We start from the raw sequence: 23,684 nt of genomic DNA on the forward strand, positions 1-23,684 counted from the left end.
TGGAGGGAAGTTCATTTTTTATTGTATCCAGTTTGTGTCCAGTTCATGTTGCGCGCCGTTTCGTGTGTACGGTTTCACCATGACGGTAATCGGATTATGGTCCCGATACATGGCCCTGCATGCGCCCGGTTCCCCTGTCGCGGATATCACGCCATTCGATATCGCATCACAGGGGCATCACGTCACAGGGCATTACATCACAGGGCATCGCGCCACCGGGCACCCTGCCACAGGGGCGCGGCCACGTTCCCGTTATCCGCGGAGTATTCCCGATGTCGCCTGATCCCACCCTGTCCCCCCTGGCCACCACGGACAGCCTGTTTTTCGAACGCGCCGATGCACGCCTGGGCCGGACAGAGGCCGAACGCCTTGTCGCGCAGGCGCTGGCGGGCATGGATGATGGCGAACTGTTCCTGGAATACCGCGAAAGCGAGGTGATCTCCCTCGACGAAGGGGTGATCCGTTCGGCAACCTTCGACACCTCCTCCGGCTTTGGCCTGCGCGCGGTGATGGACCAGGAAACCGGCTTCGCCCATTCTGACGATATCAGCGAAAGTGCGATCCGCCGCGCCAGCGAAACCGTGACACAGATCCGCGCGGGCCGCAGCGGCACGCTTGCGGTTGGGCCGCAGGCGACGAACCACCGGCTTTATCCCACGCTCAACCCACTGGGGGAGACGGACTTCGCCACGCGCGCGGCCCTGCTGTCGGAACTTGACGCCTATGCCCGCGCCCGCGACCCGCGTGTGGTGCAGGTCATGGCGTCACTTTCGGCACAGTGGCAGGCAGTGCAGATCATCCGCCCCGATGGGCAGCGCGTGGCCGATATCCGCCCGCTGGTGCGCATGAATGTCTCGGTAGTGGTTGAAAAGGACGGCCGCCGCGAAAGTGGCGGGCACGGGCTGGGCGGGCGGTATGCCTATACCCGCCTGCTTGACGCCACGGTCTGGAAATCGGCCGTGGACGAAGCATTGCGCATGGCTCTTGTCAATCTTGACGCCGCCCCGGCCCCGGCGGGCGAAATGGAAGTCGTGCTGGGTGCGGGCTGGCCCGGCATCTTGCTGCACGAAGCCGTGGGCCATGGGCTGGAGGGGGATTTCAACCGCAAGGGCACCTCCGCCTTTGCCGGGCTGATGGGCCAGCGCGTGGCCGCCCCCGGCGTAACCGTGGTCGATGATGGCACCCTGCCCGAACGGCGCGGCAGCCTGACGGTCGATGACGAAGGCACCCCGACAGGCCGCACCGTCATGATCGAGGACGGGATTCTGACCGGATATCTTCAGGACCGGTTGAACGCACGCCTGATGGGGGTGCGGCCCACCGGAAACGGACGGCGCGAATCCTATGCCCATGCCCCCCTGCCACGCATGACCAACACCATCATGCTGGGCGGTGACGCCACGACGGAGGATATGATCCGCACGACGAAACGCGGGTTGTACGCCGTCAATTTCGGCGGCGGGCAGGTGGACATCACCTCGGGCAAGTTCGTTTTCGCCGCATCGGAAGCCTACCTGATCGAGGACGGGAAGATCACCACCCCGGTCCGTGGCGCGACCCTGATCGGTAACGGTGCGGATGCGATGACGAAAGTCACCATGATCGGACAGGAACCCGCCCTTGACCCCGGGATCGGTACCTGTGGCAAGTCAGGACAGGGGGTGCCGGTGGGCGTGGGACAGCCGACGCTGAAGATGACCGGCCTGACGATCGGGGGCACGGGCGGCTGAGACACCCACCGTTCCACGGGACTGTCATGGCTTCCAAAGGACAGGACCCTGCGGCGTTTTTCGCAAGCTTTCTTAACAGGCTGTTTGAAAAAAGGCGGCACCCAGAAACTTTTCTTATTTTTTCTCAATGATTTGTTTTCAAACAATCTCTGATGAAAAAGCTGCACGAGAAACTTTTATCCCTCATCCCTCCTGGGATGCGGCCCCGTCCTGCGCCGATCTGGTGCGGGCATGGGCCATCAGTCCCTTCATGTGGCGGATGACAACGGGCAGGCCATCGAAAATCGCCTGCCCGATCAGGAAATGGCCAATATTGAGTTCGACGATTTCCGGCCGCGCGGCAATCGGGGCGACATTGTCGTAATTCAGCCCATGTCCCGCATGGACCTCCAACCCCATTGATGCCGCAAGCGTCGCGCCACGTGCAATCCGTGCCAGTTCACGGACCTGCGCATCGTCATCCCCGCCCCCCGTTCCGGCATAGGCCCCGGTATGCAGTTCCACCACCGCCGCGCCGACACGGGCGGCGGCCGCAATCTGTTCCGCATCGGGGTCAATGAACAGTGACACGCGTATCCCCGCATCACGCAGGCGCGCGACCTGCGCGGACAACGCCGTTTCCTGCCCCGCGACGTCAAGGCCCCCTTCGGTCGTCACCTCTTCCCGCCGTTCGGGCACAAGGCAGCAGGCATGCGGGCGCAGGGTGGTCGCGATTGCAACCATTTCCGCCGTCGCGGCCATTTCCATGTTCAACGGGATCGCCAGTTCCGCGCGCAGGCGCGCCAGATCGCGATCACGGATATGACGCCGATCCTCACGCAGGTGGGCCGTAATACCGTCCGCGCCCGCCGCCTGCGCCAGCAGGGCGGCACGCACGGGGTCCGGGTCGGTGCCGCCGCGCGCATTCCGCACGGTGGCGACATGATCAATATTTACACCCAGACGCTGTGGGGAATGGGAAAAAGAGGTCATGACATGTTCCTGTGTACTGCCATTTCGGCGGCCATGCGCATCGCCGCCACCAGGCTCGATGGATCGGCGATGCCCTGTCCCGCAATATCGAAGGCCGTACCATGGTCGGGGGATGTGCGGATGATCGGCAGGCCAAGCGTGACATTCACCCCCTGCGCCATGTCCAGTGTCTTGAGCGGGATCAGCCCCTGATCATGGTACATGCACATCGCCACGTCATAACGCGCGCGCGCCGTAGGCGTGAACATCGTATCGGGCGGCCACGGGCCGGTAATATCCATACCCTGCGCGCGCAGGGCCTCGATCGCGGGAATGATGATGTCGCGTTCTTCCGTGCCCATCGTACCGCCTTCGCCCGCATGGGGGTTCAGGCCGGCGATTGCGATACGTGGCGCATCAATCCCGAAATCCCGGCGCAGGGCGGCATGCGTGGTGCGCGTGGTGCGGATAATATCATGCGTGCCCAGTTCGGCGATCGCCTGACGCAGGGCGACATGGACCGTCACCGGCACCACCCGCAGGTACGGACAGGCCAGCATCATGACCTCCCGCCCTGGCGTGCCGCACAGTTCGCCCAGATATTCGGTATGGCCGGGATGGGGAAAACCCGCCCGACGCAGCACGACCTTGCTGATGGGATTGGTGACGACCCCCGCGACCTCCCCCCCGCGCGCCATGCGCACGGCATGGGCGATGCTGCTGGTAATGGCATCGGCATTGGCGCTGTCGGGATGGCCCGGCGCCACCGGGGCGCCAAGCGGCAGCGGCAGGACGGGAATCGCATCGGCAAACGCCGCCCGCGCCGCCGCGACATCGGCCACCTCGCACACCGCCCCCCCCGCACGTGCCAGGATGGCGGGATCACCGATCACGACAAAGGCCGGGCCATGCCGGTGCAGCGCCTGCCACGCGCCCACGGTAATTTCGGGGCCGATCCCCGCCGGGTCGCCCATCGTCAGGGCCAGCATGTCGGACATCGGCCTTGCCTTTCCCTAAGAGACTGTTTGAAAAGTCAGCCTCGATAACATACTGAAATTCTAAAGATTTTTGGTGAAGCTTTTTCTAAAAAGCTTCAGAAGACGCCGCCTTTTTGAGAAAAGGCGGCACCCAAAAACTTTTCCTGTTTTTTATCAATGGTTTGTTTTCAAACAATCTCTAAGTTCAGGCCGCCGCAAAGGCGTGCAGGATGCGCACCCACGACCGGATGCCCTTGTGAAAGGAGACGAGGTCATATTTCTCGTCCGGGGAATGGGCGCGGTCATCATCATGCGCAAACCCGATCAGCAGCGCCGACATGCCAAGGATATTGCGCATGTCGGCAGCAACGGGGATGGAACCGCCACAACCGATGGTGACGGCAGGCATGCCCCATTCCGCGCCCAGCGCCGCAAGGGCCGGGCGCAGGCCGGTGGCGTCATCGGCCACGACGCACGCGCCCGACCCGCCATGGGGGGTGAATTCCACGGTGCAGTCCGCCGGCAGGGCGGCACGCACATGGCTGCAGAAACTTTCGCGCACGCGCACCGGGTCCTGCCCCGCGACCAGGCGGAACGACACCTTGGCCGACGCCATCGCAGGCAGGACCGTCTTGAACCCTTCACCGGTATAGCCACCGCAAATGCCATTGATCTCGAAACTCGGACGGCACCATGTCTGCTCTATGGCGGTGTATCCCGTCTCCCCCGCAGGGTGCGACAGGCCAACTTCGCCAAGGAAGGTCGCGTCATCAGGCGCGATCTCGCGCCAGCGCTGGCGCAGTTCGGGGGCAGGTTCACGCACACCGTCATAAAATCCCGGCAACGTGACGCGACCACTTTCACGATCACGCACAGAAGACAGGATCGTGCACAGCAATTCGATCGGGTTGCGCGCGGCATTGCCGTAAATGCCCGAATGCAGGTCGCGCGTGGCGCATTTCAGGGTCACTTCCTCCCCCACCATGCCACGCAGGGCAGTCGTGATGGCAGGTGTCGCGCCCAGCATGCCGGTATCGCAGATCAGACCGATATCAGCAGCGAGTTCATCGCGGTGCGCCGTCAGGAACGGCACGAGGTTGGGACCACCGCTTTCCTCCTCCCCCTCGATGACGAGGGAGATGCGCACCGGCATCGTACCATGCGTCGCACGGATGGCGCGCAGGGCCTCGATGAAGGTCATGACCTGTCCCTTGTCATCGGACGCACCGCGCGCGACGATCTGGCGCGCACCATCATCGCGCGTCACCATGGTCGGTTCGAACGGGTCGCTGTGCCACAGGTTCAACGGATCGACCGGCTGCACATCGTAATGGCCATAAAACAGGACATGCGGTCCCTGTGGCGGGGTGCGGTCATGGGCGACCACCACCGGATGGCCCGGCGTTTCACACAGGCGCGCGGAAAAACCGATACCCTCCAGCTCCTGGCACAGCCATTGCGCCGCCGCACAGCAGTCACCCGCATGTTCAGGCCGGGTGGAGACACTGGGAATACGCAGCAGACCGAACAGGCGCGACAGGCTATCGTCAAGGGCGCGATCAACCTGATCGAGCACAGGCGTCAGGTCACTGGGAATTTCGGTCATCAGTCTCTCGGTCCTTGGCTGCTTTGGTTCTGGATGGCGTGTCGGGGGCGCCCCATCGGGCGCAACGCGCGCGACTGTGCGAATGATGCGGTGAAAATGCAATCCCGCCAGGGGACTGACCGGTCATACCCTATGGGACGACGGGGGGACGGGCGCAACACACCATGTGCCACGTTGTGCCGCATCCAGTTATGCCACATTCAGAAGAACTGTCCCCGCAGGAAGCCCAGCGCCGGCAGCGGACGCCATCCGCGCGGCAGGTCCGCACGGCGCACGGGGCGGATATCATAAACCGGCGCAGGCTGCCCCGACTGCCGCAGGAACGCACGATAGGCCGCGACCTGCTGCATCCGCCATTCGCAATCCGCCAACGCCGCCTGCCGCGTGGCATACAGGCTTGCGACACGCATGCGCCGACCCAGGGTCGCAACCACGCCCCACATTGCGTCATCCCGCCGGGTGGCGGCACCAAAGGCAATGACTTTTCCCATCCCGCCCCTTTCCGCCGCGCGTTTGTGGCAATCCGGTCATCCACGACATCATGTTGCACCAGCGGGATCAAGCTTTCATGCTGTCACAAACATCGTGACCATACTGCCCCGACAGGGTTTTCCTTGCAGGGGAAAATCCTTGACGCTAGGGAAGCGCATCATGATCCGTCTGTTCATCACGCTGCCGTTCGTGCTCGGGCTCATTATCCTGGCTGCCTGCAACCAGGGCTCGACCCCCATGACATGGCTGGAACTGAAATGGGACTCCTCCCCCGGCGTACTGGCGCTGGTGACGGGGGCAGTGTTCTATGCGCTGGGTTATGTCTGCGCATGGATCGGGACGTTGGGACAGATCCGCCGCGCCCGCAAGGCGGAACAGCAGGTCCGCACGCTGGAGGCCGAAACGGCAACCCTGCGTGCAAGCCTTGCGGCCAATTCCGCGATGGCCGCAACGGCCACTCCCCCATCCGCATATGCTGCCGCACCCATCGCCCCTGCGCAGCCACAGATTACGCAGGCGCCCACCCCCACCATCCCTGCCCCGCCCCACGACGAAAACAGGACCTGACCCCATGCCCGCAGGCCATACACGCCAGCCCCGCCAGCCCCGCCAGACCCGCCTGATTGTCTCGCTCGACACCAAGGACAGTGGCCAGGCCATCGCATGGCGTGACGCGACCGCGCATGCGTCACCCATGGTCAAGCTGGGGCTGGAGTTTACCTATGCACAGGGGCTTGAGGCCGTGCGCGAGGTCGCAGGCACAAGGCCGCTGTTCCTTGACCTGAAGCTGCATGACATCCCCAACACCGTGGCGTCAGCCATCGGCAGCCTGGCGCGGGTGCGCCCGGCGATGCTGACGATCCATGCATCGGGCGGACGGGCCATGGTGGCTGCCGCGCGCCGGGCGATTGACGAGACCTTTGCCGAAGGGGAACGCCCGCTGCTGCTGGCGGTGACAGTACTGACAAGCCTTGATGACGACGCCCTGCATGAAACCGGGGTCGAGTCGGATGTGGCGGACCAGGTGGTGCGGCTGGGCCGCCTTGCGGTGTCGGCCGGGGCGGACGGGCTGATCTGCTCCCCCCACGAAATCCGCCTGCTGCGCGCGGCACTGGGTGATGAACCGGTATTGGTGGTGCCCGGTATCCGTCCCGCAGGCAGTGCGGTGGGCGATCAGAAACGCATCATGACCCCGGCACAGGCCCACGCGGCAGGCGCGGACTGGATCGTGGTGGGGCGTCCCATCACCCGCGCGCCCGACCCGGCGGCGGCGGCGGCGGCCATCGCGGCGGAACTGTCGGCCTGACCATGACGGTCGGGGTCAAGATCTGCGGCATTACCGATCGCGCGGCACTGGATGCCGCGATGGATGGGGGGGCCCGTTGGGTCGGATTCGTATTCTTTGGCCCCTCGCCGCGCAACATCACCCCCACAATGGCCGCGACATTGGCGGCACGGGTGCCCACTGGCGGGCCGGGGCGGATTGGCCTGTTCGTAAAGCCGACGGATGCGGATATCGAACATGTCCTCGGCACGGTCACGCTTGACGGTTTGCAGGTCTATGCCCCCGAACCGCGCGCCATGGAAATCCGTGCGCGCTTTGGCCTGCCGGTATGGCGGGCGGTCGGGGTCGCAACGCGCGCCGACCTGCCCCACGATACCGGGCTTGACGGGCTTGTCATTGAATCCCGCGCGCCGGCAGGCAGCACGCGCCCCGGCGGCAATGCCGTATGCCTTGACTGGGGCCTGACACATGGATGGCGGTCCCCCGTTGCCTGGATGCTGGCCGGTGGCCTGAACCCCGATAACGTGGCACACGCCATCATGCGCAGCGACGCACCTGCGGTTGACGTCTCCTCCGGCGTGGAAAGCGCGCCGGGGGTGAAATCCCCTGCCCTGATCCGCGCCTTCATCGCCTCAGCACATGGCGTCCACCGCACGTCAGGCGCGACCTGAGGGACACATGTGTTCACGCTCGCCTGTGTTTCACAGCCACGATGTGGCCGAGGCTTTATGCACAAAAGCATCTGGGAAACAGCATGCATTGATGAACGCCGTTTGAAAACGCACGGCCAGCATCCCCTATGGAATCATAAAATATTTTGAGGATCTGTTTTTAAGAGAGTTTTTGAAAACAGGTCATTGATAAAAAACAAAAGTTTTTGGGTGCTGCCTTTTGATCGAAAAAGGCAGCGTCTTCTGAAGCTTTTTGCAAAAAGCTTCACCAAAAACCTTTATAATTCCAGTGTGTTATCAAGCCTGACTTTTCAGGCAGTCTCTCAAAAACCGTTCCATAATATTGATTTTCAGAAAAACCCGCATCCAGGAACCTGGCCTGTTTTTCGGACAATCCCCCCGATTAAAGGCGTTGCCTTTCCAGAAATAAAGGCAACGCCGGGAAATCTTTGCCATATCCTTGTCACCGGTCGGCCTGCAAAAACGCCATCAGGGATAGGGATAGCCGTAAACCGGTGGTGGTGGGGGGGGCGGCGGCGGATAGGCATAATAAGGATAGGGCGCGGGATACCTGTAGACAGGGTAAGGATAGGGATAGCCATAATAGCGATAGGGTGAAAACGCGCGCCCCATCATCGCCCCGGCCATCATCCCCGCACCGAAACCGCCCCAGCCCCAACCCCAGCCGCCGCCGCGCCAACCGCCGCCCCAGCCACCACCATGCCAGCCACCGCCACCATGCCAGGCATAGGCGGACGGCGCCGGCAATACGCTGACCAGTCCAAGCGACACCGCCAGCACCATTGCAATCCTGCGCATCGACCCAGATCCTTTTTCTTCATCACCCCTTTTGCGGGTGGTGACGCATTACCCCTGCTGCGGGCATGCTCCACGCCCCTGTCGGGACCATCCCGGCGGTGCGTGCGCGTTCATGTCCTGCAAAAGCGTCCTTTTCGCGACGGTTTCATGGCTGCCCGCCATCATTATGTAATACCGCCGCGCGGTTTCACAATGCCGCCCCTAGCCACGCCTTCGCGATGTGCCGTGCCGCGCTGCTCCACCCATCCCCCCAGACGTGACAGCGCATCGCGCAGCGGTCCTTCGGGCATATCCCCGATCACCACCGGCACAGGCACCGGACGCGGGCGAGGCGGCGGCGGGGTGGGACGAAGGGTAATGTCCTGCAACATCTTCAGCCTGCTGACGACACCCGCACCACACACGCCGTTGATCCGCGCGATCACGACGGGGGCCAGATGCTGCAACTCTGTCGCGACGGGCCCGACGCATGCCACCGTCAACGTCCCGGCCGACAGGCGGCGCGGAACCGTCGCACGGGCCAGTTCCGGCCCCACGATATCAGGCCAGTCCAGCATCACCTGCACGGCGGCGGGCGACTGCTTGCGAAAGGCGGGACGGGTCACGCCCGGCATCAATGCGCCAAGACTGCGCAACCGGCGGGCACGGTACGGGGCCTCCGCCTGCGGTGTGGCGCGGGTGGACCCGGCCGATGCGGGTTGGGGGGCACTGGCGGCGTTCTTTCGCTTGCCCCGTGTCGGTTCCTTCGTCATAAGCGGCCCTGTGTCACCTTCTGCGTCACCTTCTGCTGCCGAACTGTTGCGCTGGTATGACCGGCATCGCCGCACCCTGCCATGGCGTGCCCTGCCGGGGCAAACCGCAAATCCGTATCATGTCTGGCTCAGCGAAATCATGCTGCAGCAGACGACGGTCACTGCCGTCATCCCCTATTTCGAACGCTTCACACACCTGTTCCCGACCGTGCACGACCTTGCCCGTGCGGACCAGGATACCGTTATGGGGGCGTGGGCGGGACTCGGCTACTATGCCAGGGCGCGAAATCTGCATGCCTGCGCACAGATGGTGGTGCGCGATATGGATGGACGATTCCCCGACACGGTGGAGGGGCTGCGCACATTGCCGGGAATTGGCCCCTATACCGCCGCCGCGATCGCCGCAATCGCGTTCGCCCGTCCCGTTGTGCCGGTTGATGGCAATGTCGAACGTGTCACCACGCGCCTGTTCGCCATGACCGACCCGTTGCCACGCGCGCGCCCCGCCATCGCACGACAGGCGGCGCACCTGAATGATGATCCGCTGGCGCATGACCGCCCATCGGATTTCGCACAGGCCCTGTTTGACCTTGGCGCGGGGATCTGCACGCCACGCGCGCCCGCATGCGCGCTGTGCCCGTGGCAGGGCGCATGCGCGGGACTGCGGGAGGGAATCGCCGCCACCCTGCCGCGCAAGACCCCAAAGGCCCCGCGTCCCACCAGGTACGGCATCCATTTTTACATGACCGACGCCAGTGACCACCTGCTGTTGCACCGGCGCGAGGAAAGCGGCCTGCTTGGCGGCACACTGGGCCTGCCGGGGCCGCAATGGCGGGCCGAACGCTGGTCGCACGACGAAGGCCTGCGCCATGCCCCGCCGGGACGGCCTGCCCCCCACTGGCGTCATGTGGGGGAGGTAAAGCATGTCTTTACCCATTTCACACTGATCGTCGATGTCTATGCGGCGCATGTTACACGCTTTACCAACGCCATCGCGCGTGATGGCGGGCTGGTTTTTCCTGTGGTGCGACTGGAACAGATGGGTATCGCCTCCCTGATGCGCAAGTGTATTGCGCTGGCGCAGGCGTGCGTGGAATGAAACGAATGTACGGGCCACCCATGGATGGCACTTTTTTCATTGACGCGGACACACCCATCGCGGTTCACTGAAAAACCGCGATGTGGAAAGGGACCGTATCATGACCGTTGTCCAGCTTCTTTCACCGTTTATGCTCGCCCTTTCCGTGGGTGTGGCCGCAGCACTTCATCTTGTGCGCGCCAGGGGCCTCGCCCCACAGGCCCAGCCGGTCCGTGTCCGCAACCGACGCTGATCCCGCCCCTGAAATCACAGAATTCTTGCGCAGTTTCCTAAGAAGCTGTTTGAAAAGTCAGGCGCGACAACACACTGAAATTATAAAGGTTTTTGGTGAAGCTTTTTCTAAAAAGCTTCAGAAGACGCCGCCTTTTTCGATCAAAAGGCGGCACCCGAAAACTTTTCTTGTTTTTTATCAATGGTTTGTTTTCAAACAGTCTTTAGGTATCGCATCGACAAAAGGTGGCACCCTTAAGGTTTGTCATTGCCTATCACAGGGATCTGGAAACAGCCCCACGCAGGGCGACGGCATCCTGAAACCGTTGGACAGAACCACCCAAGGAATGCCGCCATATTCCGCAGGATATTCCTGACGCAGGCTTTTGCATAAAGACGTTTCCTCCTGTAGCACAATACCCCCATGACATTCATAACCATCCATCGGGATTCACCACCCCACACGCCTCGGGTGGGCGTCCTTCTGAGCAACCTCGGAACCCCTGATGGGACGGGATATGCGGCCATTCGCCGCTATCTGGGGGAGTTCCTGTCGGACCGCCGCATCATCGAGGCGAATCCCCTGATCTGGAAGCCGATCCTCAATGCGATCGTCCTGACCTTCCGCCCGCGCAAGACAGGCGCCGCATACCAGCGTATCTGGCACACCGACCGTGATGAAAGCCCGCTGCGTACCTATACCCGCGATCAGGCCGAAGGGTTGGCCGCACGGCTGGCCCCCGATGGAATCAGGGTGGCATGGGGCATGCGCTATGGCACCCCTACAACCGCCAGCGCGCTGCATGACCTGATCCGGCAGGGATGCGATCGTATCCTTATCGCGCCACTTTACCCGCAATACAGCGCCACAACCACCGCCACGGCCAACGACCAGGCATTTCGCGCGTTAATGCGCCTGCGCAACCAGCCGGCGACACGCACGCTACCGCCCTTTCCCGATCACCCGGCCTATATCGCCGCGCTTGCGGCGCGGGTGCGCGAACATCTTGCGACATTGCCCGTCGCGCCACAGAAAATCGTCGCATCCTTTCATGGCCTGCCCAAACAGTATGTGGAAAAAGGCGACCATTATCCCGCCGACTGCGAACGCACGATCGCAGCCCTGCGCACTGCCACGGGATATGATGCGGATACGATGCCGTTGACGTATCAGTCCCGTTTCGGCCCGGCCAAATGGCTGGAACCCTATACCGCGCCGTATATCGAATCCCTGCCCGCACAGGGCGTGACACGGATCGCGGTCATCATGCCGGGCTTTGTCTCTGACTGTATCGAAACGCTGGATGAAATCGGCAATGAAGTGCGTGAAGCCTTCCTTAAGGCCGGGGGCGAAGAACTGACCCTGATCCCCTGCCTGAACAACGCCCCGGTTGCGATTGATATGCTTGAAACGCTTATCCGCAACGAATTGCGGGGCTGGACTGACGCACCTGCCACGCCAGAGTGAGGGGACATAAAAAAGGAAGGCATCCCGACCAGTACGGGACGCCTTTCCTTCATGTCAGAGCATTTGAAAAAACCGACATGGTAAAGCCTGAATAATAAATGTTTCAGACGTTGCCCGTGCACGGACAGGCAATATTTTATCGAAGCTTTAGCAGGCTGTTTAAAACAGTCAGGCTCAATAACATCCTGAAATTATAAAGGTTTCTGGTGAAGCTTTTTCTAAAAAGCTTCAGAAGACGCTGCCTTTTTGGAAAAAGGTACCACCCAAAAACTTTTCCTGTTTTTTATCAATGATGTGTTTTCAACCGGTTCTTTAAAATACTCTTTTACACTACTCCGGCCCCACATGCAGGGCCGGGTAGTGCAACAGATTCAGTGCGCAGATGCAGCCTGCGGTGCGGGGGGATGTTCCGCATCATACAGGGTGGCTTTCTGCTCATCCGTCTTGCGGTTGCGGTAACGCTGCCACAGGCTCTCCTTGGGGTCGGCGGGATGTTCCTTGTCATACAGGGCCGCCTTTTCACGCAGGCCCTTGCGGTATTCATGGCGCTTGTACATACCAACCGCGCATCCGCCCACGGCACCCGCCACCGTATGATGGTTGGCGACATGCCCACCCACGGCACCGACCGCACCATATTTCAGGCATCCGCCCGGTTCCGCATGCGCCACCGCAACAGTGCCCCCGACCAGAGTGGTCGCCAGCAGGAATACCCTGGAAAATTTCTGTACCGTCATTGTCTGCATCATACCTGGCCCGATACTGATCCTGCCGGGAACGGGATGGCCTGCCCCGCTACGGCGCTTCTTGTTCAGGGACATTAGTAACACAATCCTTCGGACATGCATCATCCCCGTCAGGACTGGTCACAGTTTTCCGTCAGGTCATTATATACTTGTCCTTTTGGACAGGTATGCGCATTTTGCATGGGTGTAGCGGGCATGGTGGTCCCGCGCGCACCTGCCTGCCCCGCACTGCCCCCCGATGGTACAAGGGCCGATGGCGGTGCTGACTGCTGCTGTTGCTGCATCTCGGAATACAGGCTGTTGAGTTCGGCATCATAGACGGAGTCGTCTTCAGGCCCGGACCCGCTGGTGCCGTTATAGATACCAGGCGCGGCCTGGCGGCTGGCGGCGACGGCTGCGGCCCCGATGGCCATGCCAGTGCCGACACCAAGGCCATACCCACCCCAGCCCCAACCCCAGCCGTACGGATATCCCCATCCGCCCCAGCCCCACATCGGATAACCGCCACCCCAGCCCCAGCCCCAGCCGCGACCGCTCCAACCGCCGCCACGCCAGCCATCGACATTACGCCACCTGCCACCGCCGCCATGCCAGCCGCCGCCCATGCGACCACCACCATCACCGCCGTGCCAGCCACCCCCGCCACCACGGGCATAGGCGGGTGCAGGGCCACCGACGACCATGCCCCCGGCCAGGGCCAGCGCAACGCCAGCCAGAAGAAAGCGCTTCATTCCCAGTTCCTCCCTCGCCAGGGCATCATGCCCCACAAATACGCCCCCATACGGCACCGGATCCTATCGATATGTTACGCCCGCCCCCATGCAATGGGACATGGACACAACCACGCGCGTCAGCATCAATATGGGAAGATACAGCCACCTGCACGAGAAGGCACATATCCAATAATTTCAGGCATGATTTTCTGGGGGGAAACATCGCCCAAAGGCGATTTCCTGACCGGGAAAGATGACCGGCCCCCTGTAAAAACAGGGGTGGTCGGAGTGAGAGGATTCGAACCTCCGGCCCCTGCGTCCCGAACACAGTGCTCTACCAGGCTGAGCTACACTCCGTCTGGACGCGGCTATACAGGGGTCTGGCGGGTTCCGCAAGAGGGGGGCGCGTCTTTTCAGAAATGACCGACATTGGCGTTGCCACCATCGGTGGCCGCCGTATTACGCAGCGCACGCATCACGGCGGGGACATCATCAACCACGCAGAACAGGCGGCGCACATCCGGGGCTGCGAATCCGCTTTTGATCGTCGCCTCGATCATCGCCAGCAACGGATCGGCCCAGCGCGCGATATTGACGATGAAAATCGGCTTGTCATGCTGTCTGAGCTGTCGCCAGGTCATGATCTCGATCGTCTCGTCAAAGGTGCCAAGGCCGCCGGGCATCACCACGAAAGCGTCAGATTTCGAAAACATCAGCGCCTTGCGTTCATGCATGGAGGTCGTGACCGTCAGGTCCGTCACCCCTTCATGCATGACCTCGCGATCATGAAGGAAGGCAGGAATGATCCCGGTCACGCGTCCGCCCGACGTGATCGCAGCATCGGCCACAGCCCCCATCAGGCCGACATGGCCACCACCATAAACCAGCCGGATCCCCGCCTGACCCAGACACGCGCCGAGCTGAGTGGCGGCATCACGGAATTCAGGCCGCACGCCAAAGCGCGATCCACAGAATACAGCGACCGAGGAAATGGACATATCAGAGCAGTCTCCCACAAATCTTGGCGATGGATATCAGGCCCGTCCGGTCATGCACGCGCCTGGCGTTGCAGGAGGATCGTGGTCCCGACACCCGCCAGCGTAAACAGTGCCGACACCATGAACAACGCGCCATACCCCATTGTCTGAATGACAAGACCCAGCAGCGGCCCCGACAGGCCCACGGCGATATCAAGGAATACGGAAAACGCACCAAGTGCTGCGCCACGATTTTCCGGCCCGACCCGTGCAACAGCCAGTACCCCAAGCGCCGGAAACACAAGCGAGAACCCCGCCCCCGTCAGTGCAGCGCCCACATCGGCCATGAACACCCCCGAACAGCGCCACAGCACCAGCAGGCCGATCGTCTCCACAATCAGGGAAATCAGTGCAACGATCAGGCCCCCGCGACGGTCGATCTGGCGTGCGAAGACAAACCGCACCAGCACGAACACGATCCCGAACGCCGCCAGCGCAACAGCCGCGCCATCCCAGTTCTGGTGTGCGAAAAACAGGGCAAGGCACGATGAAATGGTGCCGAACCCGACCGACCCGCATGCCAGCACCACCCCATGGGGCAGAACGCGCCAGAATACGGTGCTGAATGGTGTGCGCGGCCCCTTGTGCGCGACGGGGGGCACGGGTTCGTATCCCAGCGCCAGCAGGAATCCGGCCAATGGCAGCACCGCCGACAGGGCCCCCACCAGCACCAGCCCGCCATAAGGCAGCGGCATGCCCGAAAGCATCTGCCCGATGGGCGCACCCAGCGCGATACCACCATAGGAGGTCACGCCATTCCATGAAATCACCTGCGCCGTGCGCGTGGCGCCAACGCGCCCGATATTCCACATGATCGCGCCGGTCGCGGTCCAGCTTTCACCCACCCCAAGGAAAACGCGGCTGAAGATCAGCAAAAGCGCCGACAGGGCTGCATAATGGCGCAGCAGGCCCGACGTCATCAGCATCAGGCCCGACAGGGTACAGACCGCAAGCCCGACCACTACGGCCGGTTTCGCCCCGCGCCGGTCCGCCGCCTGCCCCGCCGACGCGCGTGAGGCGAAGGTCGCGAGATACTGCAACGATACGGCGAAACCCGCGATGACCGTATTATATCCCAGTACCTGATGCACAAAAACCGGGATGACCGCCATCGGCAGCCCGATATCAATGTAACATAGCAGGTTGAACAGGACGACGGCCAGAATCCGCCGTGTTGGTGACGCCATGGACGTCTGCGGCAGGGTCATGATGGGATCGAAACTCCGGCTGGGACATACGGCGCGCCCGTCAGGCCCGCGTGAATATGGGCAGTATGGCAATGCAATGACGCAATATCAGTAAAAAGGCATCACGACAGCAATACAACCGCGTGACCCACGCACATGATACGGTGCGTGTCATGGTTGGCAGCGCAGGCGCGTAACATATAACCTGCCCCGACGTCATCCCGCCAACAGACAACAGGCACGCATGCCATGACCGACACCCCATCCGACCCCACACCCGACGCCGGCGGATTTGTCACCGTATCGAGCCGCCTTGCCTATGAAAACCCATGGACCCGCGTGCGGGAAGATATCATCATCCGCCCCAATGGCCGCAAGGGATTGTACGGCGTGGTCGAACGTGGGGATTTCGTCGTGATCCTGCCCCTGTGGGAAGAGAACGGCAAACGCTTCGTCACGCTGGTCCAGCAATATCGCTACCCCATAAAACAGCGGATGTGGGAACTGCCGATGGGCATGTGGGAAACCCGCCCTGATGCCAGCGCGCAGGACGTGGCGCACGGAGAATTGCGGGAAGAGACCGGGCTTGTGGCGGAAAACATGCGCGATGCGGGCCTGATGTACCAGGGCGCGGGATATACCACGCAAAAGGGCCGCGCCTATCTCGCCACCGGCCTGACACAGGGGCCACATGCGCGGGAGGAGACGGAAGAAGACATCACCTGTCACAAGGTAAGGCTGGAGGAAATGGAGGCCATGATCCGCGATGGCCGCATCACCTGCATGGTCACGATCGCCGCCTTTGGCCTGATCCGCGCACAGGGCTGGATTTGAACTGTCCCCGCCGGGACAGGCATATGATAACAGAAAACGCCGCCTTTTTAAAAAAGTCGGCCCCCAAAAAAACTTTTCCTGTTTTTTATCAGGACCATACCTGAAATCTTTGCCCATTCCCCCAATGGGGCATTTCCAATCACCCCTTGTAATTTCTGACTGTGGCCTTTTTCAGAAATGCAATAGCCATAGCGATGTTTCTGGAAACAGAAGTGCGCCAGAATTTGTAGATCCCGGCGGGTTTAAAGGGGGAATACCCTGCCAGACGGCCGCTTACACACCACACAGCGGAACAAGATAACGCTGCAGGTTCACCCGTAGAGGCATGAGATAGACATTGCCCCCCTGTGTCCGCACGGTGCGCATCATCTGCCGGGCAAAAGCGATGTTCGCCTCCATCGTCGGTTCGAAATCATGGGGGAAGATGACATGGTTCGTCGTCTCCCAATAAGAACGCGAACGCGGGCCGACCACGGGGGAAATGCCCCAGAACACATTTTCCCCATGCAGCCAGTTCATGCACAGGTCCAGCATGCGCATGTCAAAAATCGGCTGCGTAAAGAACCCGACCGCCCCGGCTTCCTTTTTGCGTGCGATGGCCTCCATCTCCCGGTAAGGGGCGCGGCGATACGGGTCGAATGCGGCATAAACCGCCAGATGCGGCGCCTCTGCACGGTACCGGCGGATGATGCTTTCGGTCGTGTTGGGATAGGTCAGGTGCCGCAGGTCCGATGGCGGGTCGCCCTGCACCACCAATACTGCCTCCAGCCCTTCCTGCCCAACACCCGGCAGGGGCGCGTCAGGCGCGATGTCGATGGCACGGATATGCGGGATCACATTGGGGAAATGCGGACGCGCCAGCGCGGCTGCGTCCCAGCTCCGCAGGGGAAAGCGCAGCAGGTCGGGAATGTTGATCATATCCGCAAGGGGGAAGCACGACCGCACCTCCGCCGCGTCACGCAGAAGGGTTTCGATATCGCGTGGGATCAGTTCGACGGAAACCTGCATCACACGGTATCCCCCACACCTTCGACAAGTTCACGCGCCGCCTGCATCGTGTTGCGCAACAGGCAGGCGATCGTCATCGGGCCGACACCACCGGGCACCGGGGTAATCTGCCCCGCGATATGGCGGGCTTCGTCGAACACCACATCCCCCACCAGCCGCGTCTTGCCATTTTCCACCGGTACGCGCGAAATACCGACATCAATCACGGTCGCCCCCGGTTTGATCCATGCCCCGTTCACCAACCCGCTGCACCCGGTCGCGACAACCAGAATATCCGCCTGCCGCGCCAGCACCTGTGGATCGCGCGTGTCGATATGCGCGACGGTGACGGTACACCCCTCACGCAGCAGAAGTTGCGCCATGGGGCGGCCCACCAGATTCGAAGCGCCCACCACCATGGCGTTAAGGCCACGCAGATCCCCAACATAGGATTTCAGCAACAAAAGACAGCCCAGCGGGGTGCATGGCACAAGGCCCGGCAGACCAAGCGCCAGACGCCCCGCATTGACCACGCCCAGCCCGTCCACATCCTTGCGCGGGTCGATGGCGTTGGTCACGGCGACGGGATCAAGGTCGCCCGGCAGCGGAAGCTGCACGAGGATGCCGTGGATCTCGGGATCGATATTCAGTCGTGCGATCAGCGCCAGCAGTTCTTCCTGCGACGTGGTTTCGGGCAGCATATGCATGAATGAACGCATGCCCGCGCGATGGGTCTGCAAGGCCTTGTTGCGGACATACACTTCGCTTGCGGGGTCATTGCCGACAAGAACCACCGCAAGGCCGGGCGTGACCTGATGGCGGGCATAGAAGGCGCGCACATCCTCTGCGATGTCCTGCGTCAGGCGGTTGGCAAAGCCCTTGCCATCAATCAGGCGGGCCTCTCCCGGCGTGGGGATCTGGGGATCGGATGATACTGGACCAGTCATAACGCCTCCGCGACTTTCAACACGACGCACAGCAGATACGCAAGAAGTCCGGTCGCGACAATCACCTTTAGGCGCAATGGCACGCACACATATCGACCATGGCCATGAAAAAACCGGGGGACATGCCCCCGGTTCACACAATCAGGACAGTGCCTGAAAATAATCCGTTGATAAAAAGAACAAAGATCTTTGGCCATCATGTAGCCGAAGCTTTCCGTGGGAAAGATCGGGCAAAAGACCCTTGTTTTTTATCAGTCAGTTGCCTTCAGCCTCTCCCTTACTGCCCATCATCGTCATCACTGCTGTTATCGGCGTCATCGCTGCCCGGTGTCACCGCGACGAAAATGCTCTGGCCGTTACGCACAACCCGCAGCAGGACCGAATGATTGGTCTCCAGCGCCTGGCGGATGGCGGATACCGTGGCACGGGGATTTTCCACCGGCTTGTTGCCCACGGCCTGGATCACGTCGCCCGCATGGATGCCCGCCTGCTCTGCCGAGGAACCGGGCTGCACATCGCTGACGACCACGCCATGGACATTTTCATCAAGGCCAAGCTGCTGGCGTGCATCCGGCGTCAGCGGCGCAAGCGAGACGCCAAGGCGCGGTCCCTTGTCGTCGGCATGGTCATCGCCCACCGTCCCGTCGGTCGAGCCGCCCTTGCCAAGGTTCGCGATGGTCACGCTGGCGGTCTGGGGCTTGTCATTGCGCAGATAGCCGACCGTTACCTTGGTCCCCGGCACGACGGACGCCACCTTGACCGCAAGCGTATGGGGGGTATCGATCTTCTGCCCATTCAGGTCGGTTACGACATCCCCTGCCTTGATCCCGGCCTTTTCCGCCGGGCTGCCGGCGCTGACGCTGGCGACAAGGGCGCCTGTGGCCGGCGTGCCATTGACGGATTTCAGGCCCAGCGCCGTCGCCATGGACGGCGTGATCACCTGCGCCGTCACCCCGAGATAGCCGCGCGTCACATGGCCGGTCTTCTCCAACTGTTCGACCACGTTCTTGACCGTGTCGGACGGAATGGCGAAGCCGATGCCGATCGAACCGCCCGATGGCGACAGGATGGCAGTGTTCACGCCCACGACCTTGCCGTCCTGCGTGAACAGCGGGCCACCGGAATTGCCACGGTTGATCGGCGCGTCAACCTGGATGAAGGAATCATACGGCCCGTCGCCAATATCGCGGCCACGTGCAGAGACGATGCCCGCCGTCACCGTGCCGCCCAGGCCATAGGGATTGCCCACTGCAACAACCCATTCCCCCGGCTCCACCTTGTCGGAATCGCCAAGTTCGATGAAGCGCAGCTTGCCCGAAGGCGTGACCTTCAGCAGCGCGATGTCCGTCTTGGAATCACGGCCGACGATCTTGGCGGGCAGGCTGGTGCCGTCATCAAGCGTCACCGTCACCTTCGTCGCACCCTTTACGACATGGTTGTTGGTCACGACATACCCATCGGGCGAAATGACAAAGCCAGAGCCCCGGGCCTCCACATCATGATGTTGCTGCGGCATCATCTGGAACGGGAAGGGAAACGGAAAGCCGCCGGGCATGCCGCCACCGCCACCCACGTCCTCGCCAATATCGGCATTGTGGATCTTGGCGGTGATGGAAACGACGGCGGGCTTCACCTGTTTGACGAGGTTGACGAAATTCGGAAGCTGCTGGACCTGCGTATCAGGCCGGATGACGCCGCTGTCATCCGCCCGGGCGCATGGCGCACCGGCCACCATCCCACCCAGCAGGCTGCTGGCAAGCAATGTGGCGAGGAAGGCCCCGCGCACCGGGCGAGGAAAAACGGTTTTCGGCTGTAATGCGTCTGACATGGCATCCCTGAACATCTTGGTCTGATCTCGCTTGCGTCGGGCTGGGCCGTCCCGACCGGGGTTACAGTCCCATCGCCCGCACTGTGACGCAAGAGAACCAACCCCACTTATACCATGGCATGAAAGATACGTTAGATTACGCATCGTGACGCAACCCCGGGGCAACCGGGAGCGACCGGGAGACAACCGGGGAGGCATCGCATGGTTCAGGACATGCGACGGTTACGAAAAAACGCGCGCAGCATGTCCTGCGCCTCGCGCTCGCGCAGGCCACCGATGACCTCCGGGCGATGAAGGCAGCCGGGACGGGCGAACAGGCGCGGCCCATGGTCCACGCCACCGCCCTTTGGGTCATATGCCCCGAAAAGGATGCGTCCGATACGGAAATGCACCGCCGCCCCCGCGCACATGGGACACGGCTCAAGCGTGACATACAGGGCGCAGTCCGACAGCCGCTGCCCCCCGCGTATCCGCGTGGCCTCCCGCAGGGCCAGCATTTCCGCATGTGCCGACGGGTCATGCCATTCTTCCGACCGGTTCCCCGCGCACGACAGGATGACGCCACCGGGGCCGACCACCACCGCACCGACAGGCACTTCCCCCCGGCTGGCGGCGGCGCGCGCCTCGGCAAAGGCAAGGGACATCGGGTCCATCACACCATCGGGACGGGCGGCAGCGGGGGGGAAAGATGCAGGCATCACGGCACGATACCCCCGCACCGCAACCATTCAAGCCATTACGGCGTTGCACGGGTCGGCCCCGGTTTATGTTACCGTTATATGACCGTGCAAAAACACCACAGCGATGCACATTAACGTCAGGAAACCGCCATTTTCATGGACATTCCCTGACGTGTGCTGCCATCATTGACCTATGTGGTGTTACGTTTTGCAATATTCTGTAATCAGGGGTCCTGAATTTAACCGCGTCTCGTACCCGCGCCGCATTCCTGCAGGCTTTTGCACGGATCGCACGGCCACACGACACGCCTGACAGCACACGGGAGAAAGGGCATGCATACGCTTACGCTGATTTTGACCACAGCCGCGATCGTTGCAGGCATGGCCATCGCGGATGCCCCCCGTGGCGTCCGCCGCTCCGAATCCTGTCCCCTTTCCTGCAGTCTCGCACCCGTGGCGCAACAATAGGCCCGGACTGACGAAACGACACGGGACGGACGCGGGCGCATTTCCTTTCCTTGCGAATTATTCTAGGGAAACGGAATGGATACGTCCCATCCCCTGATCGGCGTGACACTGGATTGCGAACCGCCCTGTCCACCGCAACAGGGCGGATACTCACGCTATCCATGGTACGCCATACGCTGCAACTACATGGATGCCGTCACGGCCGCAGGTGGGGTGCCGGTCGGGCTGCCCCATGATTCGGCGGGGGCGGCTGCCATCATGGCGCGACTCGATGGCCTGATCGTCACTGGCGGGGCGTTCGATATCGCGCCCGACCTGTATGGCGGGGATGCGCCACATCCCACCGTCACCACGAAATCCACGCGCACGGCCGCCGAACTGGCGCTGGTACAGGCCGCGTTGCGGATGGGACGGCCCATTCTGGGCATATGTGGCGGGGAACAATTGCTGGCGGTTGCACTGGGCGGCACACTGATACAGCATATCCCCGACACCATCACGGCCCCCCTGCCCCATGAACAGCCCAATCCGCGCGACGAAGCCGGACACGAGGTCACAATCGTCCCCGGCACGCGTCTTGCGCATATCACGCGCGCCACCCGCATGGCGGTCAATTCGGCCCACCACCAGGCGGTCGCAACCCCCGGGCGCGCCATCGTCAGCGCCGTCGCCCCCGATGGCGTGATCGAGGCCGTGGAACTGCCGGGCCATCCTTTTTGCATCGGGGTGCAATGGCATCCCGAATTCGGCATTTCAACAGGGGACCGGCTCCTGTTCGATGCCCTGATCGACGCTTCGAGACACAGAGAATGACAAAAGACGCCTCCCCCGCCCCCACCACGCCGCATGGCGATCGCATCGCCAAGTGGCTGGGACGTTCCGGCGTCGCCAGCCGGCGCGATGCCGAACGGATGATCGAGGAAGGGCGCGTGCGCCTGAATGGCGACATCGTGCGCCATCCCGCCACCTTCGTGTCCGATGGCGACATCGTGCAGGTGGATGACAAAGTCATCGCCGCACCCGACCGCACGCGCCTGTGGCGCTATCACAAACCTGACGGGCTGGTGACGACCCATCGCGACCCTGATGGTCGCCCCACGGTATTCGCCTCCCTGCCCGAAGGGATGCCGCGCGTCATCAGCGTCGGCCGACTCGACCTCAACAGCGAAGGGCTGCTTTTGCTGACGAATGACGGTGAACTGGCGCGCAAGCTGGAACTGCCCAGCAACGGCTGGATCCGTCGCTATCGCGTGCGGGTCTTTGGCGTGGTGAACGAAGACCAACTGGCCGACCTTGCACAGGGCAGCGTGTTCGAAGGCGTCCATTACGGCCCGATCGAGGCGGCGCTGGATTCCAGCCGGGGCGACAATGCGTGGCTGACGGTTTCCCTGCGCGAAGGCAAGAACCGCGAAATCCGCAAGGTCATGCGTGGACTGAACCTGCATGTCAGCCGCCTGATCCGCACCTCTTATGGCCCGTTCCAGCTTGGCACGCTCGAACGCGAGGAGCTGGAGGAAGTGACCGGCAAGGTGCTGCGTGAACAGGTGCCCGGCCTTGCCAACCCGCGCCGCAACACGCGGGCGTAACGGGCACGACGGGAATGAGGATCGTTGCCGGCCGTTTCCGTGGCCGCGCCCTGCGCGCGCCGCCGGGCCGTGTCACACGCCCCACCGCCGACCGGGTGCGTCAGGCGCTGTTCGACATGTTGATGCATGCGCCATGGGCCGGACGTGACGTGATGGAGGGCGCGCAGGTGCTCGACGGATTCGCCGGCACCGGTGCCCTGGGGCTGGAGGCCCTGTCGCGCGGGGCGGCGGCGGCGCTGTTCATCGAAAGCGACCGCAACGCGCTGTCGGCCCTGCGTGACAATATCGCCGCGTGCGGGGCGCAGCCCATGGCGCAGGTCCGGGCATGGAACATGACGCGCCTGCCCCCACGCGGGGCGGCGACCCCGGCGGGGCTGGTGTTCCTTGACCCCCCTTATGGCCGCGACCTGCCCGCCGCCGCACTCGCCACGCTTGAACGGGGGGGATGGATCGCACCGGGCGCGCTGCTGATCGTGGAAACAGCCGCCGACGAAATCCCGCCCGTCGCCCCCGAACGCCTGCTGGCGCAGCGCGAACATGGTGCGGCACGGCTGTCGGTCTGGCGGCACGAGGATGCCACGGGACGATAATTTCGTCCATAAAAGGCGCAA

General features: G+C 62.5%; 27 protein-coding genes and 1 tRNA gene. 13 read left to right on the top strand and 15 right to left on the bottom strand.

The annotated features are described in order from the left end of the window. Window positions 1-109: 109 nt before the first annotated feature. Window positions 110-283 (top strand): hypothetical protein, encoded by a 174-nt coding sequence (locus tag IFJ82_RS00490; protein WP_003616968.1) that lies wholly within the window; start codon window positions 110-112, stop codon window positions 281-283. Further along, window positions 273-1,730: a metalloprotease TldD gene (gene tldD / locus IFJ82_RS00495; protein ID WP_003616966.1), complete on the top strand. Its 1,458-nt coding sequence runs from the start codon at window positions 273-275 to the stop codon at window positions 1,728-1,730. The genes IFJ82_RS00490 and tldD overlap by 11 nt, the downstream gene beginning before the upstream one ends. Window positions 1,731-1,913: 183 nt before the next feature. Here tldD and IFJ82_RS00500 read toward each other — a convergent pair whose 3' ends face one another. The 4 genes from IFJ82_RS00500 to IFJ82_RS00515 form a co-directional block, all read right to left on the bottom strand. After that, window positions 1,914-2,702 (bottom strand): pyridoxine 5'-phosphate synthase, encoded by a 789-nt coding sequence (locus tag IFJ82_RS00500; RefSeq protein WP_075595076.1) that lies wholly within the window; start codon window positions 2,700-2,702, stop codon window positions 1,914-1,916. Beyond that, window positions 2,699-3,679, bottom strand: coding sequence for a 4-hydroxythreonine-4-phosphate dehydrogenase PdxA (gene pdxA, locus IFJ82_RS00505; RefSeq protein ID WP_003616962.1), 981 nt, complete (start codon window positions 3,677-3,679; stop codon window positions 2,699-2,701). Before pdxA ends, IFJ82_RS00500 begins: the two co-directional genes overlap by 4 nt. Before the next feature lie 184 nt (window positions 3,680-3,863). Continuing rightward, complete coding sequence (locus tag IFJ82_RS00510; protein ID WP_192265219.1) at window positions 3,864-5,264, bottom strand: M20/M25/M40 family metallo-hydrolase; 1,401 nt, start codon at window positions 5,262-5,264, stop codon at window positions 3,864-3,866. Window positions 5,265-5,464: 200 nt separating this feature from the next. Continuing rightward, window positions 5,465-5,755, bottom strand: a complete 291-nt coding sequence (locus IFJ82_RS00515; protein WP_003616958.1) for a hypothetical protein — start codon at window positions 5,753-5,755, stop codon at window positions 5,465-5,467. Window positions 5,756-5,915: 160 nt separating this feature from the next. Here IFJ82_RS00515 and IFJ82_RS00520 point away from each other — a divergent pair, with 160 nt between their 5' ends. The 3 genes from IFJ82_RS00520 to IFJ82_RS00530 are packed head-to-tail and all read left to right on the top strand — an operon-like array spanning window position 5,916 to window position 7,712. After that, window positions 5,916-6,323 carry a LapA family protein gene (locus tag IFJ82_RS00520; RefSeq protein ID WP_192265221.1) on the top strand — a complete coding sequence of 136 codons (408 nt, stop codon included), beginning with the start codon at window positions 5,916-5,918 and terminating at the stop codon, window positions 6,321-6,323. Between the two features lie 4 nt (window positions 6,324-6,327). Next, window positions 6,328-7,062 carry an orotidine-5'-phosphate decarboxylase gene (gene pyrF, locus IFJ82_RS00525; RefSeq protein WP_192265223.1) on the top strand — a complete coding sequence of 245 codons (735 nt, stop codon included), beginning with the start codon at window positions 6,328-6,330 and terminating at the stop codon, window positions 7,060-7,062. 2 nt (window positions 7,063-7,064) lie between these two features. Then, window positions 7,065-7,712 carry a phosphoribosylanthranilate isomerase gene (locus IFJ82_RS00530; protein ID WP_192265225.1) on the top strand — a complete coding sequence of 216 codons (648 nt, stop codon included), beginning with the start codon at window positions 7,065-7,067 and terminating at the stop codon, window positions 7,710-7,712. A gap of 489 nt (window positions 7,713-8,201) precedes the next feature. Here the strand turns inward: IFJ82_RS00530 and IFJ82_RS00535 are convergent, their stop codons facing one another. Beyond that, complete coding sequence (locus IFJ82_RS00535) at window positions 8,202-8,531, bottom strand: hypothetical protein (RefSeq protein WP_040510336.1); 330 nt, start codon at window positions 8,529-8,531, stop codon at window positions 8,202-8,204. Window positions 8,532-8,695: 164 nt separating this feature from the next. Beyond that, window positions 8,696-9,145 (bottom strand): DUF721 domain-containing protein, encoded by a 450-nt coding sequence (locus IFJ82_RS00540; RefSeq protein ID WP_048858773.1) that lies wholly within the window; start codon window positions 9,143-9,145, stop codon window positions 8,696-8,698. 148 nt (window positions 9,146-9,293) lie between these two features. Between IFJ82_RS00540 and mutY the strand changes: the two genes are divergently transcribed. The 4 genes from mutY to hemH all read left to right on the top strand — a co-directional run bounded on the left by mutY (window position 9,294) and on the right by hemH (window position 12,060). Beyond that, window positions 9,294-10,382 carry an A/G-specific adenine glycosylase gene (gene mutY, locus IFJ82_RS00545; RefSeq protein ID WP_225578721.1) on the top strand — a complete coding sequence of 363 codons (1,089 nt, stop codon included), beginning with the start codon at window positions 9,294-9,296 and terminating at the stop codon, window positions 10,380-10,382. 100 nt (window positions 10,383-10,482) lie between these two features. Continuing rightward, window positions 10,483-10,614, top strand: a complete 132-nt coding sequence (locus tag IFJ82_RS15845) for a hypothetical protein (RefSeq protein ID WP_003616946.1) — start codon at window positions 10,483-10,485, stop codon at window positions 10,612-10,614. Beyond that, window positions 10,595-10,969, top strand: a complete 375-nt coding sequence (locus IFJ82_RS00550; RefSeq protein WP_192265229.1) for a hypothetical protein — start codon at window positions 10,595-10,597, stop codon at window positions 10,967-10,969. Before IFJ82_RS15845 ends, IFJ82_RS00550 begins: the two co-directional genes overlap by 20 nt. A gap of 47 nt (window positions 10,970-11,016) precedes the next feature. Next, window positions 11,017-12,060 carry a ferrochelatase gene (gene hemH, locus IFJ82_RS00555; RefSeq protein ID WP_040510333.1) on the top strand — a complete coding sequence of 348 codons (1,044 nt, stop codon included), beginning with the start codon at window positions 11,017-11,019 and terminating at the stop codon, window positions 12,058-12,060. Window positions 12,061-12,431: 371 nt separating this feature from the next. On the opposite strand, the gene IFJ82_RS00560 is transcribed toward hemH, so the two are convergent. The 5 genes from IFJ82_RS00560 to IFJ82_RS00580 all read right to left on the bottom strand — a co-directional run bounded on the left by IFJ82_RS00560 (window position 12,432) and on the right by IFJ82_RS00580 (window position 15,764). Next, window positions 12,432-12,797 carry a hypothetical protein gene (locus tag IFJ82_RS00560; protein WP_371861367.1) on the bottom strand — a complete coding sequence of 122 codons (366 nt, stop codon included), beginning with the start codon at window positions 12,795-12,797 and terminating at the stop codon, window positions 12,432-12,434. A 119-nt stretch (window positions 12,798-12,916) separates the two neighbouring features. Then, window positions 12,917-13,537: a hypothetical protein gene (locus IFJ82_RS15850; protein WP_075624875.1), complete on the bottom strand. Its 621-nt coding sequence runs from the start codon at window positions 13,535-13,537 to the stop codon at window positions 12,917-12,919. A 262-nt stretch (window positions 13,538-13,799) separates the two neighbouring features. Continuing rightward, a tRNA-Pro gene (locus IFJ82_RS00570) sits at window positions 13,800-13,876 on the bottom strand. 56 nt (window positions 13,877-13,932) lie between these two features. After that, window positions 13,933-14,517 (bottom strand): LOG family protein, encoded by a 585-nt coding sequence (locus IFJ82_RS00575; protein WP_192265238.1) that lies wholly within the window; start codon window positions 14,515-14,517, stop codon window positions 13,933-13,935. Between the two features lie 50 nt (window positions 14,518-14,567). Then, entirely contained in the window at window positions 14,568-15,764 is a 1,197-nt protein-coding gene (locus IFJ82_RS00580) for an MFS transporter (protein WP_003616933.1), read from the bottom strand. A 228-nt stretch (window positions 15,765-15,992) separates the two neighbouring features. Here IFJ82_RS00580 and IFJ82_RS00585 point away from each other — a divergent pair, with 228 nt between their 5' ends. Next, window positions 15,993-16,577, top strand: a complete 585-nt coding sequence (locus IFJ82_RS00585; protein WP_003616930.1) for an NUDIX domain-containing protein — start codon at window positions 15,993-15,995, stop codon at window positions 16,575-16,577. 273 nt (window positions 16,578-16,850) lie between these two features. On the opposite strand, the gene IFJ82_RS00590 is transcribed toward IFJ82_RS00585, so the two are convergent. From IFJ82_RS00590 to IFJ82_RS00605, 4 genes are all read right to left on the bottom strand, one after another. Next, window positions 16,851-17,585 carry a methylenetetrahydrofolate reductase gene (locus IFJ82_RS00590; protein WP_192265243.1) on the bottom strand — a complete coding sequence of 245 codons (735 nt, stop codon included), beginning with the start codon at window positions 17,583-17,585 and terminating at the stop codon, window positions 16,851-16,853. Beyond that, the gene (folD, locus tag IFJ82_RS00595) at window positions 17,585-18,511 is read right to left on the bottom strand and encodes a bifunctional methylenetetrahydrofolate dehydrogenase/methenyltetrahydrofolate cyclohydrolase FolD (RefSeq protein WP_003616926.1); all 927 of its coding nucleotides are present in this window, start codon (window positions 18,509-18,511) and stop codon (window positions 17,585-17,587) included. Before folD ends, IFJ82_RS00590 begins: the two co-directional genes overlap by 1 nt. Before the next feature lie 277 nt (window positions 18,512-18,788). Further along, window positions 18,789-20,354 (bottom strand): Do family serine endopeptidase, encoded by a 1,566-nt coding sequence (locus IFJ82_RS00600; RefSeq protein ID WP_075595429.1) that lies wholly within the window; start codon window positions 20,352-20,354, stop codon window positions 18,789-18,791. Between the two features lie 191 nt (window positions 20,355-20,545). Beyond that, complete coding sequence (locus IFJ82_RS00605) at window positions 20,546-21,037, bottom strand: nucleoside deaminase (protein ID WP_192265244.1); 492 nt, start codon at window positions 21,035-21,037, stop codon at window positions 20,546-20,548. 525 nt (window positions 21,038-21,562) lie between these two features. On the opposite strand from IFJ82_RS00605, the gene IFJ82_RS00610 reads away from it, so the two are divergent. Genes IFJ82_RS00610 through rsmD form a run of 3 tightly spaced genes read left to right on the top strand, consistent with a single transcriptional unit; the run spans window position 21,563 to window position 23,663 of the window. After that, window positions 21,563-22,300, top strand: a complete 738-nt coding sequence (locus IFJ82_RS00610; protein WP_003616918.1) for a gamma-glutamyl-gamma-aminobutyrate hydrolase family protein — start codon at window positions 21,563-21,565, stop codon at window positions 22,298-22,300. Continuing rightward, complete coding sequence (locus tag IFJ82_RS00615) at window positions 22,297-23,073, top strand: pseudouridine synthase (RefSeq protein WP_003616915.1); 777 nt, start codon at window positions 22,297-22,299, stop codon at window positions 23,071-23,073. The genes IFJ82_RS00610 and IFJ82_RS00615 overlap by 4 nt, the downstream gene beginning before the upstream one ends. A 14-nt stretch (window positions 23,074-23,087) precedes the next feature. Beyond that, on the top strand, window positions 23,088-23,663 hold the full coding sequence (gene rsmD, locus IFJ82_RS00620) for a 16S rRNA (guanine(966)-N(2))-methyltransferase RsmD (RefSeq protein ID WP_192265246.1): 576 nt from the start codon (window positions 23,088-23,090) through the stop codon (window positions 23,661-23,663). The last annotated feature ends 21 nt before the right edge of the window (window positions 23,664-23,684 follow it).

It is taken from the genome of Novacetimonas hansenii (assembly GCF_014843995.1).
Classification (GTDB): domain Bacteria; phylum Pseudomonadota; class Alphaproteobacteria; order Acetobacterales; family Acetobacteraceae; genus Novacetimonas; species Novacetimonas hansenii.